Raw genomic sequence first — 17,953 nt, forward strand, 5'->3', positions numbered from 1 at the left:
CTCACGCACCTGCCTTCGCCACGGTGTTCACCGCGGTGACGATCCGGTTCAGGTCGTCCTCGGACAGCGACGGGTGGACCGGCAGCGAGAGCACCTCGGCCGCGGCCTTCTCGGTCTCCGGCAGGTCCAGGTCACGCTGGAACGACGGGAGCCGGTGGTTCGGGATCGGGTAGTAGACGCCGCAGCCGACGCCGTACTCGTTCCGCAGCGCGTCGGCGAAGCCGTCGCGGTCCTCGGTCACGCGGATCGTGTACTGGTGGTACACGTGGGTCGCCTCCGGCGCCACCGGCGGTACGGCGACACCCTGCAGGTTCGCGTCCAGGAAGGCCGCGTTCTCCTGGCGCTGCTTGGTCCAGCCGGCCAGCTTGGTCAGCTGGACCCGGCCGATCGCCGCGTGCAGGTTGGTCATCCGGTTGTTCAGGCCGACGAGCTCGTTCTCGTACTGCTTGAGCATGCCCTGGTTGCGCAGCAGCCGCATCCGGCGGTCGAGATCGGCGTTCGCGACCGAGTTCATGCCGCCCTCACCGGACGTCATGTTCTTGGTCGGGTACAGGCTGAACATGCCGAACTCGCCGAAGGTGCCGACCTGCGCGCCGTTCCAGGTCGCGCCGTGCGCCTGCGCGGCGTCCTCGTAGATCTCGATGCCGTGCTTGTCGGCGATGGCCTGCAGCGCGGTCATGTCGGCCGGGTGGCCGAACAGGTGCACCGGCATGACGGCCTTGGTCTTCTCGGTGATCGCGGCCTCGACCGCGGCCGGGTCCAGGCAGAAGTACGTCGGCTCGATGTCGGCGAAGACCGGGGTGGCCCCGGTCAGCGCGACGCTGTTCGCGGTCGCCGCGAACGTGAAGGACGGGACGATGACCTCGTCACCCGGTCCGACCCCCGCGGCCAGCAGGCCGAGGTGGAGACCCGAGGTGCCCGAGTTCGTCGCGACGCAGGTCCTTCCGGAGACGAGCGCTGCCGAGAACTCCTCCTCGAACGCCGCCACCTCGGTGCCCTGGGCCAGCATGCCGGACTGCATCACACGGTCGACGGCCTCGCGCTCCTCCTTCCCGATGATCGGCTTCGCGGCCGGAATCGGCTGCACCATCAGTTCTCCTCCATGGTTTCTTCGGCCGGCCTGAGCCGCCCGTCGGTTTCGCGGTACATCTCGCCCGTGGTCGGGCACTTCCACTCGCCGTCCCCGACGTCGAGCAGCGGAACTCCGGCCTTGCCGACCCACTTGATCCGGCGGGCCGGTACTCCGGCGACCAGCGCGAAGTCTGGCACGTCCTTGGTGACCACCGCACCCGCGGCGACGGTGGCCCAGCGGCCGATCGTGACCGGGGCGACGCAGACGCTGCGCGCACCCAGCGAGCAGCCCTGCTTCATGGTCACGCCGACCGGTTCCCAGTCGTGCCCGCTCTTCGGCGAACCATCGGGGTTCACCGCGCGCGGGAAGTAGTCGTTGGTCAGCACCACGGCCGGGCCGATGAAGACACCGTCCTCGAGGGACGCGGGCTCGTAGACCAGCGCGTAGTTCTGGACCTTGCAGTTGTCGCCCATCCGGACCCCGGTCCCGACGTAGGCACCGCGGCCGATGATGCAGTTCTCACCCAGGACCGCGTTCTCGCGGATCTGGGCCAGATGCCACACCGACGACCCGTCGCCGATGCTGGCGCTCTCGTCGACGTCGGCGGAGGGCGCGATGCGGGACGTCACAGATTCTCCTTCTGGATCAGCCAGGTCTTCAGTACTTCGGCCGAGCGGCTCCCGTCGTGCAGCTCCCGCACGAAGCCGGGGCCGGCGGCTGCCCGCTCGGCGGCAGCGTCACGGTCGGCGACCAGGTCGGCAACGACATCACCCAGCGTGTCGGGGTCCGCCTCGACGATCGGCACCTCTCGCCCCGTCAGACTACGCACTCTTTCGCGCACCCCGTCACCGACGTAGGAAACGACGACTCGGCCCGCTGCCAGGGCTTCGGCCGCGGCGACGCCGTACAGACCGATCCGGAGCTGGTCTACAACGATGTCGGCGGCGCCGATCGCCTCGGCCATGCCGTGATGCGGTACGCCGGTGATCCGCCGGTACTCGATCAGTCCGCGCTCGTGCAGCCCGGTCAGGATGGGCTCGATGTCCTGGGTGCCTTTGAGGGCTGCGTTCGACGGAGCGTGCGCGACGACCGGACGAGCTGTGCTGAACAGCGGGCGGCCCGCCTGCTGCCAGGGTGCCGGGTCGATCGCAACCGGGAGCCAGGTCGCGTTCGGTACGTCCTCCAGGAGGTCGACTGTGGAGACGAAGACCGGGAGCCCGAGGCTCTCGACCAGCTCGGCGTGGTGGCGGGCCTGCTTCTCCAGGCGCTCGGTCAGATCGTCACCCGGGGTGAACGGCGACCAGCGCTCGCGCTTCGCGTGCCGGCTGGGGAGACGGATGTCCGAACCGTGGAAGAGGAGTGAGACGTTGATGCCGTGCTCTTGCAGTACGGCGATGTCGGCGGCGGCGTCGGAGTAGCCGCGGGCGCCAAGGATCGGCCGCAGCGACTCGACCATCACGTGCGTGTACGACAGGACGTGCTGTTCCTGGGCGCGCTGCCAGCGCGGCTGCCCGAACCAGGCAAGCGGTACGCCGTAGTCGTCGGCGAACTCGAAATGCGCCTTGCGGTGCAGGGCGAACGAGACGGCGCTGACGTCCGGGAGGGTCCGGGCGGCTCGTGCCCACGCGAATCCCTGACCGGCGGAGTTCGTTGGTCCGACCAACATCCGCGTCGGGGTCGAGGCTACGGGCGGGAAGTCCGGAAGCTGTGCGTACGAGTACCGCAAGCCGCGCAGGCGCCGCCGGACCGCGCCTGCGGTCCGGGCCAAGGGCGCCGGCAGGTGCTCGCGAATCGAACGCGTCGCCGTCATCGAATCACCCATGACCTACAGATGCCTTCAGTTGCTCGAGCTCACGCCGCGCCGCCGGAATCCCCAACACCACCGGCACACTCGCCCACCGCTGCCCCACATTCCACCCGGCCCACACCGCACCGGAGTCCAACGCCACCACAACATCAGCCTTCTCAATCACCGCCAAAACATCCCGCCGCCCAGAAACCCGCCCCCAAAACGCCTTCCCCAAAGCCCGCTCAGCCACCCCGTCCCGAACCAACCGAACCAACCGCCTAACCGCCCCAGGCAACAACCGCCGAACAGCTCCACCCGCAGAGCTGCCGGAAACAGCAGCACCCGGCCGCGAACCACCAGCTCGAGAGGAGGAAGACCCTTGCACCCGATCCGTCTTTTTCTCGGCGGGAGTGGCGGGTGGGGGCGCGGCCTGGTCCGCCGCATCGGCGGGGACCTCGGCCGGGGTGGCTGGCAGGTGGCCGGGGCCGATGTGGGTGAAGGTTGAGATGTTTGACGGGATGGCGGCGGGTGGGAGCCAGGCGATGACGTCGAGCGTGAGGTTGGGGTCGCCGAGGTCTTCGAGGATGGTGTCGAAGGCGTCTGCGGCGAGCTTCCGGGTGCTCAGGAGTACGACGTTCACGCCGCCACCTGCTGCACGGAAGCGGCCAGCGCCTCGATCCGCGGGTCGAGTTGGAGATCCCGCCGGTACGACGCACCGAACTCCCGCGCCTTCGCCCGGATCCCCTCGTCCGCCGTCCGCGCCGCATGCGCCGCCTCGGTCAGCGCGGCAGCGATCGCTTCCGGCGTCACCTCGGACACCGGGAACCACAACGGATGCCCCCGCAGTACGTCGGACGCCGCATTCTCCGGATCGTGGACCGACACGATCGGCAACCCGGTCGCCAGATACTCGAAGACCTTGCCGCTGGTCACGTACCGCCCCTTGCCCAGCATCAACAGCTGGACGTCGAACTCGTCGTACGCCTTGGCAATCTCGCCCTTACCGACCGGCCCCGCATACGAGACACCGGCGTCGCCCGCATCGTTGATCGTGGCAAGCATGTCCGCCCGCGGTTGCGCGTAGAACCCCAAGTACCCATGGATCTTGGCCTTCGCGCCCGCCATCTCCTCGGACGACCCGACAGCGAGCTTCCACCCGTCGACGAACTCACCCAACGGCACCTTCGGCGTCATGGTCCCGACGTACCCGAAGACGAGCGGCCGATCCGCCACCGGACCACGATCGTGCGTATCCGGCACCAGGTCCGCGTCGAACCCGTTCGCCACCATGTGCATCTTGCCGGCCGCGGCCGGATACAGCTTCTCGTGCCACTGCTTGATCGGCTCGTTCACGAACCAGACCTCGCGAGCGGACTCGACCAGCTTCTTCTCCCACTTCGCCGCACGGCTCTTCGGTCCGTGCAGACGATCACCGGTGAAGACGTCCAACAACCAAGCGTCGCGGTAATCCATCACATACGGCACGCCATGCTTCTTGTGCAGCTCGTACGCCGCTGTGAAAGCGACATGCGGGTTCGCCGTGGCGACGGTCAGGTCGACCTTGTCGGCAGCGTGGATCCGCTCGGCGGCCTTCTCGATGACCGAGCGCCACGGCCCGTACCCGGTCTCCGGGAACGGGACCTGGTCCTGCTTGGTCCGCCACTTGCTCCAGAGCTTCGGATTCGCCGCGCGGGTCTTGGACCACCGGCGCAGATCGGCCTCGAGGATCGGCCACTCGAACGGCACCCGCACAACCTCGATCGACGGATCGACCCGTTCTTCCAGCGTCGGATCGACACCGGTGAACCGCTGGAACGTCTCCCGCTCGGCCGTCAGCACCGTCACCCGCCAGCCGAGCGCGGCGAACCGGTTGGCCGTGGCCAGAGCCCGGTAGACACCGCCGCTGCGGCAGGGTGGGAAGTTCCAGGCGACGTACAGCAAGTGCGGGCGGCTGTCGGTCATGCGCTTCCTCTGAGCAGCTTCACGACCGCGTCGGCCAGCTCGTCGTACGGCGTGTTCCCGGCCAGGTGGTCGGCTGCCCACTGCAGCGCGTGGTCGCGCAGCTTCTCCAGCTCGCCGGGATCCGCGGCCCAGCGCCGCAACGTCTCCGACGCCTCTGCCACCGAGTCCACCAGGACTCCGCCACCGGACTCCTCGATCACCTTCGTCTGCCGGGGCAGGCGGGTGGAGAGGACCGGAAATCCGCTGGCGAGGTACTCGTAGATCTTCGACGGCATCGCTTCGATGAACGCCGGCGTCGGCTGCAGCATGGCCAGACCCGCCCAGGCACCCTGGGTGATCCGCCACGAGTCCGCCGGTGGCTGCCGCCCGTGCAGCCGGACCCGGCCGGCCAGGTCGCCCTGCTCGATCCGGGCCTCGAGCCGGTCCCGGTCCGACGGTGCGACCGGTCCGATCAGATCGAGTGACCACTCGGGCGCATTGGCGACGGTCTCGACCATGTCGAACAGACCACGGCTCTCGCGCAGGTCTCCGACGTACACCGCTCGTGGCGTCCCCGACGGCATGGCCGGGGCCAGAAACGAGACATACGGAAAGTTCTGTACGACGAGGCGCTGTTTCGCCACATGTGGCGGAAGATACGAATCGGCGACGACCGTGAGGTCGGCGCCGGCGGCCAGTTTGGAGCTGGCCCGGACGATCAGCCGGGCCGGCAGACCGGCCGGGCCTTTGGCCCAGGCGCGGTCGGCCAGCAACCGGGTGTAGTCCTCATGGACGTCGGCGACCATCTTGCGGCGCCGCAGTGTGGTGACGAGCCGGGTGATCGGAATCATGTCCGGATCGACCGTCACCACGACCTTGGCCTTGGTCCGCCACGGCAGCACGGCGGTCCGGGCCAGCCGTTGCATCAGATTGCCCCGCGGGCCGGCGTGGACCACCGCACCCGCGGGGCCGCCGGCCGCCTCACCGAGACCCCACAGCTCAACGCTGAGATCCCGGTGCTGCAGGGCCGCGGTGATCTTGTGCAGGCGCGCGTCGGCGACGTCGTGCCCGGTCGTGATGATTCCCACGTCCGGTGTCGTCGTGCGCGACCCGGCCTTGGGCCCTGCCTGGGACATGGTCAGAGGTCCTCGAGAGAGACGGATTCCGCTTCGCCGACCTGCAGGAACTTGGTGTAGGCGTTGATCACTTCGTTGGGCTCGCCACGCATCATCAGCTTGCCCTTGTGCAGCCAGATGCAGTCGTTGCACAGCTCGCGGACACTGCTCATCGCGTGGCTGACCAGGAACATCGTCCGGCTGTTGGTGACCAGCTCCGACATCTTCGCCGCGGCCTTGGTCTTGAAGGACGCGTCACCGGCCGACAGGGCCTCGTCGATCAGCAGGATGTCGGGGTCCATGTGCACGGCCACCGAGAACGCCAGCCGGCTGAACATGCCGGACGAGTACGTCCGCATCGGCATCTCCATGAAGTCACCGAGCTCGGCGAACTCCGCGATCTCCTCGTACCGCGCCTGGATCGCCTTGCGGCTCAGACCGGCCGCGAGGCCACCGAGGATGACGTTCTCCTTGCCGGAGAGCATCGCGTTGAAGCCGACACCGAGCGACAGCAGGGTGGAGACCCGGCCGTGCACCTCGATCCGGCCCGACGTCGGCGGCAGGATGCCGGCCACCGCACGCATCAGCGTCGACTTGCCGGCGCCGTTCGCGCCGATGATGCCGATCGTCGTGCCGTGGTTGACGTCGAACGAGACGTTCTGAACGGCCTTGACCTCGCGGACCGCGCGCTCGCCGCGGCCGAACCGGACGATCGCGCTCTTGAAGGTCGGGACCCGCTCGAAGGTGGTCCGGTAGGTGATCGAGACGTCCTGCACCTTGACCGCAGGCGTGTTCGACGGAGTCTTCTGCATCGGCTTCTTCTCTGTCTCAGAGACGGACAACGAACTCACGCTCCCTCGACATGAAGAACAACGAACCCACCGCGAACGCGAGGATCGCCCAGAACGTGGCGACGAGCCACATCGAGAGCGGGGGAATGTGGCCCTTGACCAGCAGATCGGTCCAGCCACCCAGCAGCGAGTAGAGCGGGTTGTACTGGACGAAGCCCTTGAGCCGGCCCGGGGCCTGCTCGGCGAACCAGAGCACCGGCGACAGGTACAGCCAGATCCGGACGAAGTACGGCAGGAAGCTGGTGGTGTCGCGGAAGTACACCTGCAGGGCCGCGAAGATCATCCCCATGCCGGCCGCGAAGACCGTCAGCATGATCAGGAACGCGGGGGCCAGCAGCATCTGCCAGTGCAGCTTCTGGCGCATCACCAGGTGGATGGCCAGGTAGACCACCAACGTGGGCAGGAAGCGGAAGAACGCCGTCCGGACAGCGGACAGCGGCAACAACATCCGCGGGAAGGACTGGTTCATCAGAAGCTTGCCGCCGCCGACCACACTCGCCGCACCGGTCGTCATGGCACCGGAGAAGTAGTAGAAGGCGAACAGACCGCCGCACAGGTGTGTGAACCGCTCGGCCGCACCGATCTTGCTGCCGCCACCCGCGATGATGTCGGTCAGCAGGTAGTACACCGCTGCCAGGAGCAACGGGTTCAGGACCAGCCACACCTGTCCGAAGAAGGTGTTCGTGTTGGCGGCCCGGATGCTGGTCCGGGACATCTCGGCCGCGAACTCCCGCCGCTGCCACAGCGCCTCGAAATAAGGACGCAGCTTCGGTAGTCCGACCTTGTGGGGTTCGTACACATGCACCGACGGGTTGAATTCCTCGTCGACGCTAGTCGCGTTCATTCAGGCGACGCCTCTCTCTGCCGGAAGTCGTGTCCAGGGTGGCCGATCACCTGGGTGTGGAGATTGCCGCCCGGTACGGCGGCGGGCCACGCAGACCGAGAAGCAGAGTAGCGGATCGGCTCCCACGCCGACGACACAGTGGTCCTCCATAGTGAGCAACGACGTACAGACGGCTACCGAACGTCGCAACCCACGTCTCCGGTGGCTGCCGGCGTCCTGCGCCGATCGTTACCCGGAATATACATTTGACAGCCAGCGACGGCCAAAACGCCTTCCACCGCAGGTCAAATCGCGGTCAATAATCAGTACGACGCCGGCCGAGGCTAAGAAGTTGACCGCCTGGACAGTACGTGGATGCCTTTGTCGGCACGCAGCACCTGGCGGGTGAAGCCCGGTGACTCCTGCATCCAGCGGTTGCTGATCTCGACCTCTTCGGCCCGGATGGTGTCGTCGAGGACGAACGCCACCTCGTCGGCGCAGTGCGACAGGAGCACCGGCATAGCTGGGTAACGGGCCAACCGGCTCGTGCCCGCAGGCGGTCCGTCGACGAACACCAAGCCGATGCCGTGCAGGTCCTTCACCGCCGTCAGGTCGTACCAGTTCCACGTCTGCTCGTCCGGGCCTGCCCAAGGCGTCAAGGGCGCGTGCCGCACCTCGACGACGTCCTGCAGCCCGTGGTCGACCACTCGGCGTGCAGACGCCTCCGCGTAGTCGGCGTCGTGCTCGAGCGAGATCACACGGCCGAAGCCGGCCTTCTGTACGGCGTAACCCATGACCAGGCTGGACGCACCGCTGCCACACTCGACAATCAGCTCCGGCCGGTGGGAGGCGACGTACTCAGCCAACCAGCGAAGCACATCCGGCGATGCGGCCCAGTTGCGCAACTGCGGCATCAACGCTCGGGGTTGGAGCATGGCCCGCAGATCAAGCAGGGCTTCGATCTGCCAGTACGTCTGCAAGGTATCGGCGCGGCCGGCGGTGACATCGGCGCCGATCTGATCGAGCCGCTTCCCGGTGACTGCGAACGACGACTCGAGCTGGCCAGTGGTCTGCGCGGTGCTGGTCTGGACCGCTGCCTGCACTGCGGATTCGAGCGCCTTGCCTTGGGCCCGGACGGCCTCGGTGTTCGCCTTGACCGCACCGAGCATCGTCCGGTTGAGCTGAGCAAGCTCTCGGGTGTGCTTTGCGGCAACAGCCGACACACTGCGTTTCACCTGCAGCACAACGGCGCCGAGGACGGCGACGGCCGCAGCCAGCCCGTACGAGACCACGAGCAGGATCCCCTGCGCGACCGCGAGATCCCCGGAGATCACGACTCCCAGGGTGATCACCGTCGCGACCACAGCCACGGCACCGACGAGCAGCGCCACCTTGCGGATAGGCACCGTTGCCATATCTCACCATCCACGCAATCGGCCGCCCCTACGGGCGGAAAGACCACAGCGTAGCGCCGAAGCACCAGAAGCCGCCGGAGGCCGTGCGACACTCGCGGGACGGCGGCGGATACCGTAGGGCCGCGCTACAGCCGACCCACCAGAGAGGTACCCCCTGTGATGAAGATCATGACTGTCTACGGGACTCGTCCCGAGGCGATCAAGGTCGCGCCCGTCGTGACCGCACTTGCGGCCGACCCCGACATCGAGTCGGTGCCTGTGGTCACCGGCCAGCACCGCGAGATGCTCGACCAGGTCAACGACCTGTTCGGAATCGTCCCGCGGCACGACCTCGACATCCTGAAGCCGGGACAGACCCTGGCGGGTATCACGGCGCGCATCATGGAGCGTTTCGACCCGGTCCTCACCGAGGAGACGCCGGACGCCGTCATCGTCCAGGGCGACACGACGACCTCGACGGCGGCCGCGCTGGCAGCGTTCTACCGCAACATCCCGGTCGTGCACGTCGAGGCCGGACTGCGCAGCGGTGACCTGCACTCGCCGTTCCCCGAGGAGGCGAACCGTCGGCTGACCTCGCAGATCACCACCCTGCACCTGGCACCGACGGCAGGCAGCCGGGCCAACCTGCTCCGCGAGGGCATCGACCCCAGCACGATCGTCGTCACCGGCAACACGGTGATCGACGCGCTGCTGATGACGGTCGCCAATCCCGTGCCGCCGACCGATCCGCAACTGGCTGCGCTGGTCGCGTCGGACGCGCCGATCCTGCTGGTCACGAGCCACCGCCGGGAGAGCTGGGGCGCCGCGATGGAAGGCGTCGGCCGCGCGCTGGCCCGGATCGCGGAGGCGCACCCGGAGCTCACCATCGTCCTGCCGGTGCACCGCAACCCGGTCGTCCGCGAGGCGCTGCTGCCGAAGCTCGAAGGTCTCTCGAACGCGATCGTGACCGAGCCGCTCTCGTACGCCGAGTTCGGCACCGTCCTGAAGGCCGCACACATCGTCCTCACCGACTCCGGCGGCATCCAGGAAGAGGCGCCCAGCCTGGGCAAGCCGGTCCTGGTCATGCGCGAGAACACCGAGCGTCCCGAGGCGGTCGAGGCCGGCACCGTCCGCCTGATCGGCACCGACGAGGACCGCGTCATCAAGGAGGTCGAGCGGCTGTACCTCGACCCGGCGGCCTATGCGGCGATGGCGCAGGCGGTCAACCCGTACGGCGACGGCCACGCGACCGAACGTTCTATCGCAGCCCTCCGGCAGCTGTTCAACCAGGGCACCCGCCTCCCCGACTTCGCGGGCTGACCCCAGCCGGCTGACCCCAGCCGGCGAAGTTCAGTCGACGCGTTCAGCCGGGCCAGTTCAGCCGCCCAGCTCCGTCGGACCAGTTCGGTCGGCTCGGTCAGACGGACAGGGCGGCGGTCCAGGTGGGGCGGACGGTGGCGAGGTCGTGGCGGCCGCCCTGGAGGCGTGCGGCGGCGCTGAGTTTGGCGTACTCGGCGGGGTCGGCGGCCGCGGCGGCGATCGTCCGGACCAGCGTGTCGATCGAGCGGTACGGCGCGTCCGGTCCGTACAGCTCGGCGGCACCGTCCTCAGCCGGCGTCAGCACGACCACACCAGTGGCCTGAGCCTCGACGACGCGCTGGTCGAGCCGACCGAGACGGCGCGGGACGAGCAGCCAGCCGATCTTGCGGTACCAGGTCGGCAGATCGCTCTCAGGACGCTCGAACGCCACCCGGGCAGCGATCTCGGGCGTCGCCGCGAGATCGGCAACCAGCGTCCGGTAGTACGACCGCTCGACCTGGTCGGTCCAGAGCTCGTCGTCCTCCCACGGCAGCCGGTCGTGCATGTGCAGGCTGAACCGCTCATCGGCGGCGACCAAGCCGCGCAACGCCGTGATGGCCGCGTCGGGCCGCGCAGCGACCGGACTCAGGTCGAGAACACCGACCCGATACTGACGACCAGGCAGCCCAGGGCGATCGACGTACGACGCGTCAACCGCCAGCGGCGCATGGTGCAGTCGCTCGGCCGGTACGTCGAAAGCCGCAGCAAACGCAGTCAGATCGGGCTCGGCCTGGAACACGAAGGCGTCGACCTTGTCGAGCGCCGCCTCGCGCAGGACAGCCTCGTCGGCGCGTAGGTCGCGGACGTGCGCGATCAGCCGCTGGTTGTCGCCCTTGCGCCGGGTTGCCCATGGCAGATACGGCGCCGCATCCTCGACGACGATGGTGCCGGCGGCGGACAGCTCGCTGGACCGAGGATCCTCCTGGCCGGTCAGCGTCGGGTCCCATTCGGCAACGTGGACGTTGCCGGCGCACTGCCGCAGCACGGTGTGCGTGCCGCGCGACGTCGTCAGGTCCTTGCCGACGAGCAGCACCGGCCGCCCACCCACGAGGGTGACGCTCGGCCGCACCTCGGTCGCCCGCAGCGCGGCGTGGATGCGCTCGACGGTGTTGGCCATGCGGTACCGGTCGATGGCGTCGAGCGCCTTCTTCCGCGCATCCTCGAGCAGGTCGGCATCGCGGGCCACGCGTTCGACGGCGTCGAGCACCGACTCGGTGGTGGCGTCGACGAACAGCGGATAGTCCTTGCCCAGCAGGTCGACGTGCGCAGCGATCCGGTTGAGCACCGGAGCCACACCCATCGCGCAGTACTCGAGAACCTTGGTCGACAGCTCATGCGTCGAGTCCAGCTCCTGCGACCGCCAGCTGAATCCGATGTCGGCGGTCTTGGAGTACGCCGTGGCGTCGTCGCGGGAAAGTCCGCCCGCCCACTCCACGCCCGGGCTGGTCGTGACGGCAGTCTTCATCCGGCTGCGCCAGGTCGGGTTGCGGTGGGAGTGCATGATCTTGTCGCCGATCATCGACAGCGACATCCGTACGCCGCGCTCGCCCAGCAGGCGGGGCACCTCGCACAGCTCGAGTGTCTTCCAGCCCTCGGCGAACTTGCCGGCGTACACGCCCTTCAGCTGCCCGGCCGGCGACGCCGAACGACCCGGCAGCGGAGCCAGCTCGTCCGGGATCATCGGGTTGATGACGACGCACTTCCCGACCGACGCGGGCACCCGATACTCCATGTAGGAACGGGAATCCTCGGTCTGCACCAGCATCCGCTCGGACGCGAGCGAGATCTCCTCGAGGTCGCGCAGCCGCTCCGGCGTGGGCTCGACCCCGGGCTCGGGCAGGTCGATGACGTACGGCCAGAACCGGCCGTCGAACTCGCGCGTCCGGGCCAGCTCGTTCGAGATGCCGAAGCCGCGGGAGATGATCTTGTCGAAGCGGTGGGCGCGGTCGAGCTCGACGACGCGCTGCGCCACCTCCTTGACCGACAGCAGCTTCGACGGCGGGATGTCGGTCTGGCCCTCGAACGGGTCGATCACGGTGACGTTGTCGAGGCCGGCCAGCGGCTCGAGCATCTTCCGCGAGATGATCCGGGTCTTCAGCAACAACGTGACGTGGGAGTTCGTCCGCGCGAGCACCTGGGCCATGGAGACGAGCCAGATGGTCGATCCGTCGATGAGGTTGATGTTCCCGTCACCGTAGAGCAGGACGCGACGCTCCACGGGGGTGGCAGGGGTACTCATCGATCTCCCTCGACGGCGGCGCGGGCTACTCGGTCGAGCAGGCTCAGGACCGGGGACATAGGGACAGGACCGAGGACGGGGTCGACCTGTTCGGTGCGCGGAAGCATCACGTCGGCGACGCCGCGCAGCAGGTTGGTACCGACGTTGGGTGCGTCGGCGGAGTCCAGCACGATGACGGGCACGCCACCCTCGCGTGCCTCGGTCGTCCACTCCAGGATTTCGAGCAGCAACGCCGTACCTGACGAGGTCTCGGCGGTGCTCCACGGGCCGGACTGCAGGGCTGCCCGCTCGATGACCAGTACGTCGCCGGGATCGATCGCCGCGCCGAGTGCCCGCGATCCGGGGATCAGCGCGGCGACGGTCAGGACGTCGCCCAGCTGCCGTCCGGTCGGGCCGGTCAGCACGCCGACGACCCGGGTGGCCGCCGCGAGCCGGCGGCGTTCATCTGGCCGCTCGGCGTCGGCGTTCGGTGCTTCCTCGGCTTCGGGCTCGATCTCGCCGTCCGGCTCGGCCACCAGGTGCTCGGGGTAATGCAGGGACAGAATCCGCTCGGACGCGCGCCACGGCGAGTCCGAGATCTCCTGCACATGCCGGCGTCCGCGGACGATGCGCCGGGCCTTGCGGACCGCGCGCACGGGCAGCGAAGCGGGCATCAGCGCCAGAGGCCCTTCGTGTCGATGACCCGCTTGCCCGCGAGCAACGAACGGTCGATGCCGCGGAACTCGTCGTGGTCGACCAGCAGCAGCACGACGTCCGCGACGGCGATTGCGGCGGTGACCTCGGCCAGCTCGACGTTGGACAGCCCGTCCAGGTCGGCGGGCAGCTTCTCGATGTGCGGCTCGACCGCGAGCACCTTGCAGTTCGGCAGCTCGGCGGACAGATCGCGGACGATCTGCCGGGCCGGCGACTCACGCAGGTCGTCGATGTTGGCCTTGAACGCCAGTCCCAGCGCGGCGACCGTCGATGCCCCGGTGCTCTCGACCGCCTCGACCGCGCGGCCGACGACGTACCCGGACTTGCCGTCGTTGACCTGACGGGCCGTGCGGATGAGCGTGGCCTCCTCGGGCGCCGCGGAGACGATGAACCACGGGTCGACGGCGATGCAGTGACCGCCGACGCCCGGTCCGGGCTGCAGGACGTTCACCCGCGGGTGGTGGTTGGCCAGCTCGATCAACCGCCAGACGTCGATCCCCAGCCGGTCGCAGATCAGCGACAGCTCATTGGCGAACGCGATGTTGACGTCGCGGAAGGAGTTCTCGGTGAGCTTGGCCATCTCGGCGGTCACGGCGTCGGTGATCAGCAGCTCGCCGCGGCAGAACCGCTCGTACAGCTCCTTGGCCCGGCGCGCGGCCTCGTCGGTCAGACCACCGATGATGCGGTCGTTCTCGACCAGCTCGGTCATGATCCGGCCCGGTAGCACCCGCTCCGGGCAATACGCGACGTGGATGACCGGCTTGCCGTCGGCGCCGTCCAGGCTCAGGGCCGGGTTGACGGCCAGGATCTCCTCGGCCATGCGCTGCGTCGTACCGGGCGGGGAGGTGGACTCGAGGATGACCAGCTCGCCGCCGGTCAGCTTCGCCGCGACCGCGCGCGCCGCGGACAGCACGTGGGTCAGGTCGGCCGTCTTGTCTTCGAGGAACGGCGTCGGAACGGCGACGATGTACGCGTCGGCGGCCGTCGGCTCGGTCGAGGCGTCGAGCCGGCCAGCGGCCACGACCTCGCGCAGCACGTAGTCGAGATCGGGCTCGACGAACGGCAGCGTGCCCTCGTTGACCGCGTCGACCTTGCGTTGATCCAGGTCGACACCGGTCACCTGGCAACCCGCACGGGCCAGTACCGCAGCCGTCGGAAGGCCGATGTATCCGAGTCCCATCACCACGATGCGCGAGTGCGCACTCATAACGTTCTTCTCCTCACCAGGTCGCTGAGACGCGCCCACTGGAGCATGTTTTGTCGCGAAGTAGTGTAAGCACCGAGCAGGGTAGTCTACGGACCGACGACGACACTCGCCCGCGTCGCCAAACCCTCCGACGAAAGCTATTCGATGTCGCAGCTCAAGACCCTGGTTCGCGCGCCACGCACTCTCTTCCTCCGCGCGCTCCGCGGCCCCGTCCGAGCAATGCTCCGTCCCTTCCGTCCACAGATCAGGGCTCTGCGCAAGCGGCTTCCCCGCCGGGTGGACCGGTATCTGGCCCGTCTCGCCGGTCGTCAGGCGATGGTCGTCCGGCCCGCGATCCCGCCGGTGCCGGCCGAGCTGGTCCAGGAGGCGCGCGCCGGCCGTCCGGCCGCGCCGCAGACCTCGACCCGGCTGTACCTCGCGCCGGCCAACTTCGCCGGGCAGGGCTGGCTCTGGGCCCGCGCGACCGAGCGGGAGCTGCCCGGAGTGGGCGCGATCACGATGGTCGGCGTCCCCAGTGGCTTCCGGTTTCGCTCCGATTACCACGTGAACGAGCAGGTCTACCTGCGGTCGCCGGAGTGGCAGCGCGAGCAGTTCGAGTACGTGCGGGAAGGGTTCACGCACGTGCTGATCGAGGCGCAGCGGCCGATGTTCGGCTCGCTGTTCAGCTCGAACGCGTTCACCGAGGCGCGGGTGCTGACCGGGTACGGCCTGCGGGTCGCGACCATCGCGCACGGGCGGGATGTGCGGCTGCCGAGTCTCCACCGCGAGAACTACCCGTTCTCGCCGTACGTGCGCGAAGAGTGGGCCGAGGTCGACGCGCTGGAGGTTCAGGTACGCCGGAACCTCGCCGGACTGGCCTCACTCGACATGCCGGCCTTCGTGTCCACCCCTGACCTGCTCGACGACCTCCCGGAGGCCACGTGGTGCCCGGTCGTCATCGACCCGGCCCTGTGGGAGACGCCGGAGCCGCCGCTGGAGCGGTCCCTGCCGGTGGCGGTGCACGCGCCCACCAGCTCGAAGTTCAAGGGCTCCGAGCAGGTCGACGAGGCGATGACGGAGCTGCACGCGCAGGGGCTCCTCGAGTACCGGCGGATCCAGGGTGTTTCGCCCGAGGAGATGCGCCGGATCATCGGCTCGGCCGATCTCGTGCTCGACCAGTTCCGGCTGGGCAGCTACGGCGTGACGGCCTGCGAGGCGATGGCGGCCGGACGGGTCGTGCTGGGCCACGTCTCCGACCACAACCGGCGACGGGTCCACGAGGCGGCCGGTGAGGAGCTCCCGATCGTCGAAACCACGGTCGAGAACATCAAGGCCGTCGTACTCGAACTGCTCGACGACCGCAGCAAGTCGCAGAAGATCGCGGCCCAAGGCCCGGAGTTCGTCCGCCGGCTCCACGACGGCAAGTTCTCGGCCACCGTGCTCTCGTCGTTCCTGACGTCCAACTGACCGAGCGCCAGGTCACCGAGGTGACCGGTGAGGCCCCAGAAGATGCTTCCTGGCCGGGGCGAGCCGGGCGGAGGAACCAGTGTCCTCGCTCCCCATGGACAGCCTCACCATCCACGGAGCTCCGCTCAGCATCCCCCGGGGCCTCACTTGTGATCCGCGGTGCGCCTGCGGCCGCCGTGGGCGGGGACGGGCCGGGCGCACGCCGGATCGGGCGGCACGATGACCAGGGCGGCGGTCATCGCACCAATGGCTCGACCCCAGACGCGCTGCGATGTGGTCAGGCGCGCAGCGCACGTGGGGACGGGCCGGAGGCCGGTGGACGGGAGCGTTGACCGGGATCCCTGCAAAGATTCCCGGACAGCGGCGGTTGGGACGGCAGAACCGAAGCGAGCGGTGACACACGGCGGAACCGAGCGCATTCGGAACCCTCCTCCTCATCGGCCTCACGATGGAGATGCACAGTTTGTACACCCTCCAGCACAGCCGGTGATGGCACGGGAGTGCGAGGGCACCGATGCGCCGGGATCGAGACCGAACCGAAACGGGCTCCGCTGACGTGGCAGCGAACTCAGGCCAGAATTGGAACAGCAGCCCGGCGGCGCTCAGGTGGTCCGTCGCCGGGCTGCTGGACCTCAATTCTCGCTCACAACTGCGCAGAAGTGGTGGCCAGATGGTGACACGGCACAAGAATGCTGACAGGACAACAAATATTGCTGGGTGCGAACGCGTCGACACGGACAGTGCAAACAGCGCTGGATCGGCCGTCCTACTCTGGATGGACGGTAGCGGTCGGTGACAGCATTCGGAAGGGAGGGGAGAGTTATGAGCACAACGGACACGGAACGTGCTGACCATCTCAAGGTGCTCGGGCTCAGCGACGACGAGATCCGGGTCTACCAGCACCTGCTGCGGACCGGCCCGTCGTCCATCACCGAACTGGACGATGCGGTCCCCGATCGCGAGACCAGCATCGATTCGCTGCTGGACGGGCTGGTCCAGGCGGGTCTGGCACGGCGGTCCGGGTCGGACCATTCCCGGTTCCTGCCGGTGCCTCCGGACGCCGGCCTGGAGGCGATGACGCTGCGCCGCGAGTCCGAGCTGAAGCAGGCCCGGATCGAGGTCCTGAACGCGTACGAGGAGTTCCGCCGGACGGTGCACAACGAGTCGACCACGCACCTGATCGAGGTCGTCACCGGCAGCGCGATCATCGAGCGGATCCACCAGATCAAGGGCGGCGCGCAGCGCGAGATCCTGGCCATCGACTCCCCGCCGTACTACATCGGCGGCCCGAACCAGGAGGAGATCGACCACCTCCGGCGCGGCGTCGCGTACCGCGTCGTCTACTCGCCCGAATCGGTCGAGGTGCCCGGCTATTTGACCGAGAACATCCTTCCGTGCGTGGAGGCCGGTGAGCAGGCCCGGGTGCTGCCCGACGTACCGGCGAAGCTGACCATCATCGACGGATCCATTGCGTACGTGTCGATGTCGGTGCGCGACACCGATGTGAACCGGTCCCTGCTGATCATGCGGCCGAGCAGCCTGCTCACCGCGCTGATCGGCATGTTCGAGCTCTGCTGGCGCAACGCGCTGCCGCTGCACGCCTCTGTCGGCGCCGAAGACGACCGCCTCGAACCGATCGAGCGCCGCCTCCTCGCCCTCCTGGCAACCGGCGCCGCCGACGACACCATCGCCCGCACCCTAGGCATCAGCCGCCGCACCTTCTTCCGCTACCTGGAACGCCTGATGAACCGAACCGGCGCCAGCACCCGCTTCCAGTTAGCCCTACACGCCGCCCGAGAAAACTGGCTCTGACGAGATGCAGAAGAAAGAACAGAAAGCGCTCTGATCGTTCCAAGAACAACCCCGCCCGCCGGCCCTCGGCCACCGGTTGGGGGGCTTCAAAAAACAACCCCGCCCCCGAGCGAAGCGGGCGGGTTCACGTGGTCGTCGCAACACCTCGATTTGAGGAGTTGCGGCGGCCATGTCGTTTGTGGAGGATTTTGAGTGTCACGGTGGTGCGTTGT

15 protein-coding genes are annotated in these 17,953 nt (G+C 68.3%); 3 read left to right on the top strand and 12 right to left on the bottom strand.

The window, feature by feature from the left end:
* Position 1: 1 nt before the first annotated feature.
* From ACWF4Z_RS16340 to ACWF4Z_RS16380, 9 genes are all read right to left on the bottom strand, one after another.
* The gene (locus ACWF4Z_RS16340) at positions 2-1,093 is read right to left on the bottom strand and encodes a DegT/DnrJ/EryC1/StrS family aminotransferase (RefSeq protein WP_452243875.1); all 1,092 of its coding nucleotides are present in this window, start codon (positions 1,091-1,093) and stop codon (positions 2-4) included.
* Positions 1,090-1,701, bottom strand: coding sequence for an acyltransferase (locus ACWF4Z_RS16345; RefSeq protein WP_452243852.1), 612 nt, complete (start codon positions 1,699-1,701; stop codon positions 1,090-1,092). Before ACWF4Z_RS16345 ends, ACWF4Z_RS16340 begins: the two co-directional genes overlap by 4 nt.
* Positions 1,698-2,882, bottom strand: a complete 1,185-nt coding sequence (locus ACWF4Z_RS16350) for a hypothetical protein (RefSeq protein WP_452243853.1) — start codon at positions 2,880-2,882, stop codon at positions 1,698-1,700. Before ACWF4Z_RS16350 ends, ACWF4Z_RS16345 begins: the two co-directional genes overlap by 4 nt.
* 4 nt (positions 2,883-2,886) lie before the next feature.
* A complete protein-coding gene (locus ACWF4Z_RS16355) occupies positions 2,887-3,501 on the bottom strand; it encodes a hypothetical protein (RefSeq protein ID WP_452243854.1) in 615 nt (204 codons plus the stop codon).
* Positions 3,498-4,823: a glycosyltransferase gene (locus tag ACWF4Z_RS16360; RefSeq protein ID WP_452243855.1), complete on the bottom strand. Its 1,326-nt coding sequence runs from the start codon at positions 4,821-4,823 to the stop codon at positions 3,498-3,500. The genes ACWF4Z_RS16355 and ACWF4Z_RS16360 overlap by 4 nt, the downstream gene beginning before the upstream one ends.
* On the bottom strand, positions 4,820-5,938 hold the full coding sequence (locus tag ACWF4Z_RS16365) for a glycosyltransferase (RefSeq protein ID WP_452243856.1): 1,119 nt from the start codon (positions 5,936-5,938) through the stop codon (positions 4,820-4,822). Before ACWF4Z_RS16365 ends, ACWF4Z_RS16360 begins: the two co-directional genes overlap by 4 nt.
* Positions 5,939-5,940: 2 nt before the next feature.
* The gene (locus ACWF4Z_RS16370; RefSeq protein WP_452243857.1) at positions 5,941-6,729 is read right to left on the bottom strand and encodes an ABC transporter ATP-binding protein; all 789 of its coding nucleotides are present in this window, start codon (positions 6,727-6,729) and stop codon (positions 5,941-5,943) included.
* 16 nt (positions 6,730-6,745) lie between these two features.
* Positions 6,746-7,612: an ABC transporter permease gene (locus ACWF4Z_RS16375; RefSeq protein ID WP_452243858.1), complete on the bottom strand. Its 867-nt coding sequence runs from the start codon at positions 7,610-7,612 to the stop codon at positions 6,746-6,748.
* A gap of 323 nt (positions 7,613-7,935) precedes the next feature.
* On the bottom strand, positions 7,936-9,006 hold the full coding sequence (locus ACWF4Z_RS16380) for a class I SAM-dependent methyltransferase (RefSeq protein ID WP_452243859.1): 1,071 nt from the start codon (positions 9,004-9,006) through the stop codon (positions 7,936-7,938).
* Positions 9,007-9,165: 159 nt separating this feature from the next.
* Between ACWF4Z_RS16380 and wecB the strand changes: the two genes are divergently transcribed.
* A complete protein-coding gene (gene wecB / locus ACWF4Z_RS16385) occupies positions 9,166-10,305 on the top strand; it encodes a non-hydrolyzing UDP-N-acetylglucosamine 2-epimerase (protein ID WP_452243860.1) in 1,140 nt (379 codons plus the stop codon).
* A gap of 97 nt (positions 10,306-10,402) precedes the next feature.
* Here the strand turns inward: wecB and ACWF4Z_RS16390 are convergent, their stop codons facing one another.
* The 3 genes from ACWF4Z_RS16390 to wecC are packed head-to-tail and all read right to left on the bottom strand — an operon-like array spanning position 10,403 to position 14,483.
* Positions 10,403-12,583, bottom strand: coding sequence for a hypothetical protein (locus ACWF4Z_RS16390; RefSeq protein WP_452243861.1), 2,181 nt, complete (start codon positions 12,581-12,583; stop codon positions 10,403-10,405).
* Complete coding sequence (locus ACWF4Z_RS16395; protein ID WP_452243862.1) at positions 12,580-13,236, bottom strand: hypothetical protein; 657 nt, start codon at positions 13,234-13,236, stop codon at positions 12,580-12,582. The genes ACWF4Z_RS16390 and ACWF4Z_RS16395 overlap by 4 nt, the downstream gene beginning before the upstream one ends.
* A complete protein-coding gene (wecC, locus tag ACWF4Z_RS16400) occupies positions 13,236-14,483 on the bottom strand; it encodes a UDP-N-acetyl-D-mannosamine dehydrogenase (RefSeq protein WP_452243863.1) in 1,248 nt (415 codons plus the stop codon). Before wecC ends, ACWF4Z_RS16395 begins: the two co-directional genes overlap by 1 nt.
* Before the next feature lie 144 nt (positions 14,484-14,627).
* Here wecC and ACWF4Z_RS16405 point away from each other — a divergent pair, with 144 nt between their 5' ends.
* Both ACWF4Z_RS16405 and ACWF4Z_RS16410 read left to right on the top strand, forming a co-directional pair.
* Positions 14,628-15,929: a hypothetical protein gene (locus ACWF4Z_RS16405; RefSeq protein ID WP_452243864.1), complete on the top strand. Its 1,302-nt coding sequence runs from the start codon at positions 14,628-14,630 to the stop codon at positions 15,927-15,929.
* A gap of 822 nt (positions 15,930-16,751) precedes the next feature.
* Positions 16,752-17,741 (top strand): helix-turn-helix domain-containing protein, encoded by a 990-nt coding sequence (locus ACWF4Z_RS16410; RefSeq protein ID WP_452243865.1) that lies wholly within the window; start codon positions 16,752-16,754, stop codon positions 17,739-17,741.
* Positions 17,742-17,953 lie beyond the last annotated feature (212 nt).

This window comes from Kribbella sp. NPDC055071, assembly GCF_053608045.1.

What these genes read in the sequence shown, in the direction of transcription:
- wecC (WP_452243863.1), bottom strand. Translation starts at nt 14,483, where the DNA reads ATGAGTGCGCACTCGCGCATCGTGGTGATGGGACTCGGATACATCGGC.
- wecB (WP_452243860.1), top strand. Translation starts at nt 9,166, where the DNA reads ATGAAGATCATGACTGTCTACGGGACTCGTCCCGAGGCGATCAAGGTC.
- ACWF4Z_RS16350 (WP_452243853.1), bottom strand. Translation starts at nt 2,882, where the DNA reads ATGACGGCGACGCGTTCGATTCGCGAGCACCTGCCGGCGCCCTTGGCC.
- ACWF4Z_RS16410 (WP_452243865.1), top strand. Translation starts at nt 16,752, where the DNA reads ATGAGCACAACGGACACGGAACGTGCTGACCATCTCAAGGTGCTCGGG.
- ACWF4Z_RS16395 (WP_452243862.1), bottom strand. Translation starts at nt 13,236, where the DNA reads ATGCCCGCTTCGCTGCCCGTGCGCGCGGTCCGCAAGGCCCGGCGCATC.
- ACWF4Z_RS16405 (WP_452243864.1), top strand. Translation starts at nt 14,628, where the DNA reads ATGTCGCAGCTCAAGACCCTGGTTCGCGCGCCACGCACTCTCTTCCTC.
- ACWF4Z_RS16360 (WP_452243855.1), bottom strand. Translation starts at nt 4,823, where the DNA reads ATGACCGACAGCCGCCCGCACTTGCTGTACGTCGCCTGGAACTTCCCA.
- ACWF4Z_RS16365 (WP_452243856.1), bottom strand. Translation starts at nt 5,938, where the DNA reads ATGTCCCAGGCAGGGCCCAAGGCCGGGTCGCGCACGACGACACCGGAC.
- ACWF4Z_RS16370 (WP_452243857.1), bottom strand. Translation starts at nt 6,729, where the DNA reads ATGCAGAAGACTCCGTCGAACACGCCTGCGGTCAAGGTGCAGGACGTC.
- ACWF4Z_RS16390 (WP_452243861.1), bottom strand. Translation starts at nt 12,583, where the DNA reads ATGAGTACCCCTGCCACCCCCGTGGAGCGTCGCGTCCTGCTCTACGGT.
- ACWF4Z_RS16380 (WP_452243859.1), bottom strand. Translation starts at nt 9,006, where the DNA reads ATGGCAACGGTGCCTATCCGCAAGGTGGCGCTGCTCGTCGGTGCCGTG.
- ACWF4Z_RS16375 (WP_452243858.1), bottom strand. Translation starts at nt 7,612, where the DNA reads ATGAACGCGACTAGCGTCGACGAGGAATTCAACCCGTCGGTGCATGTG.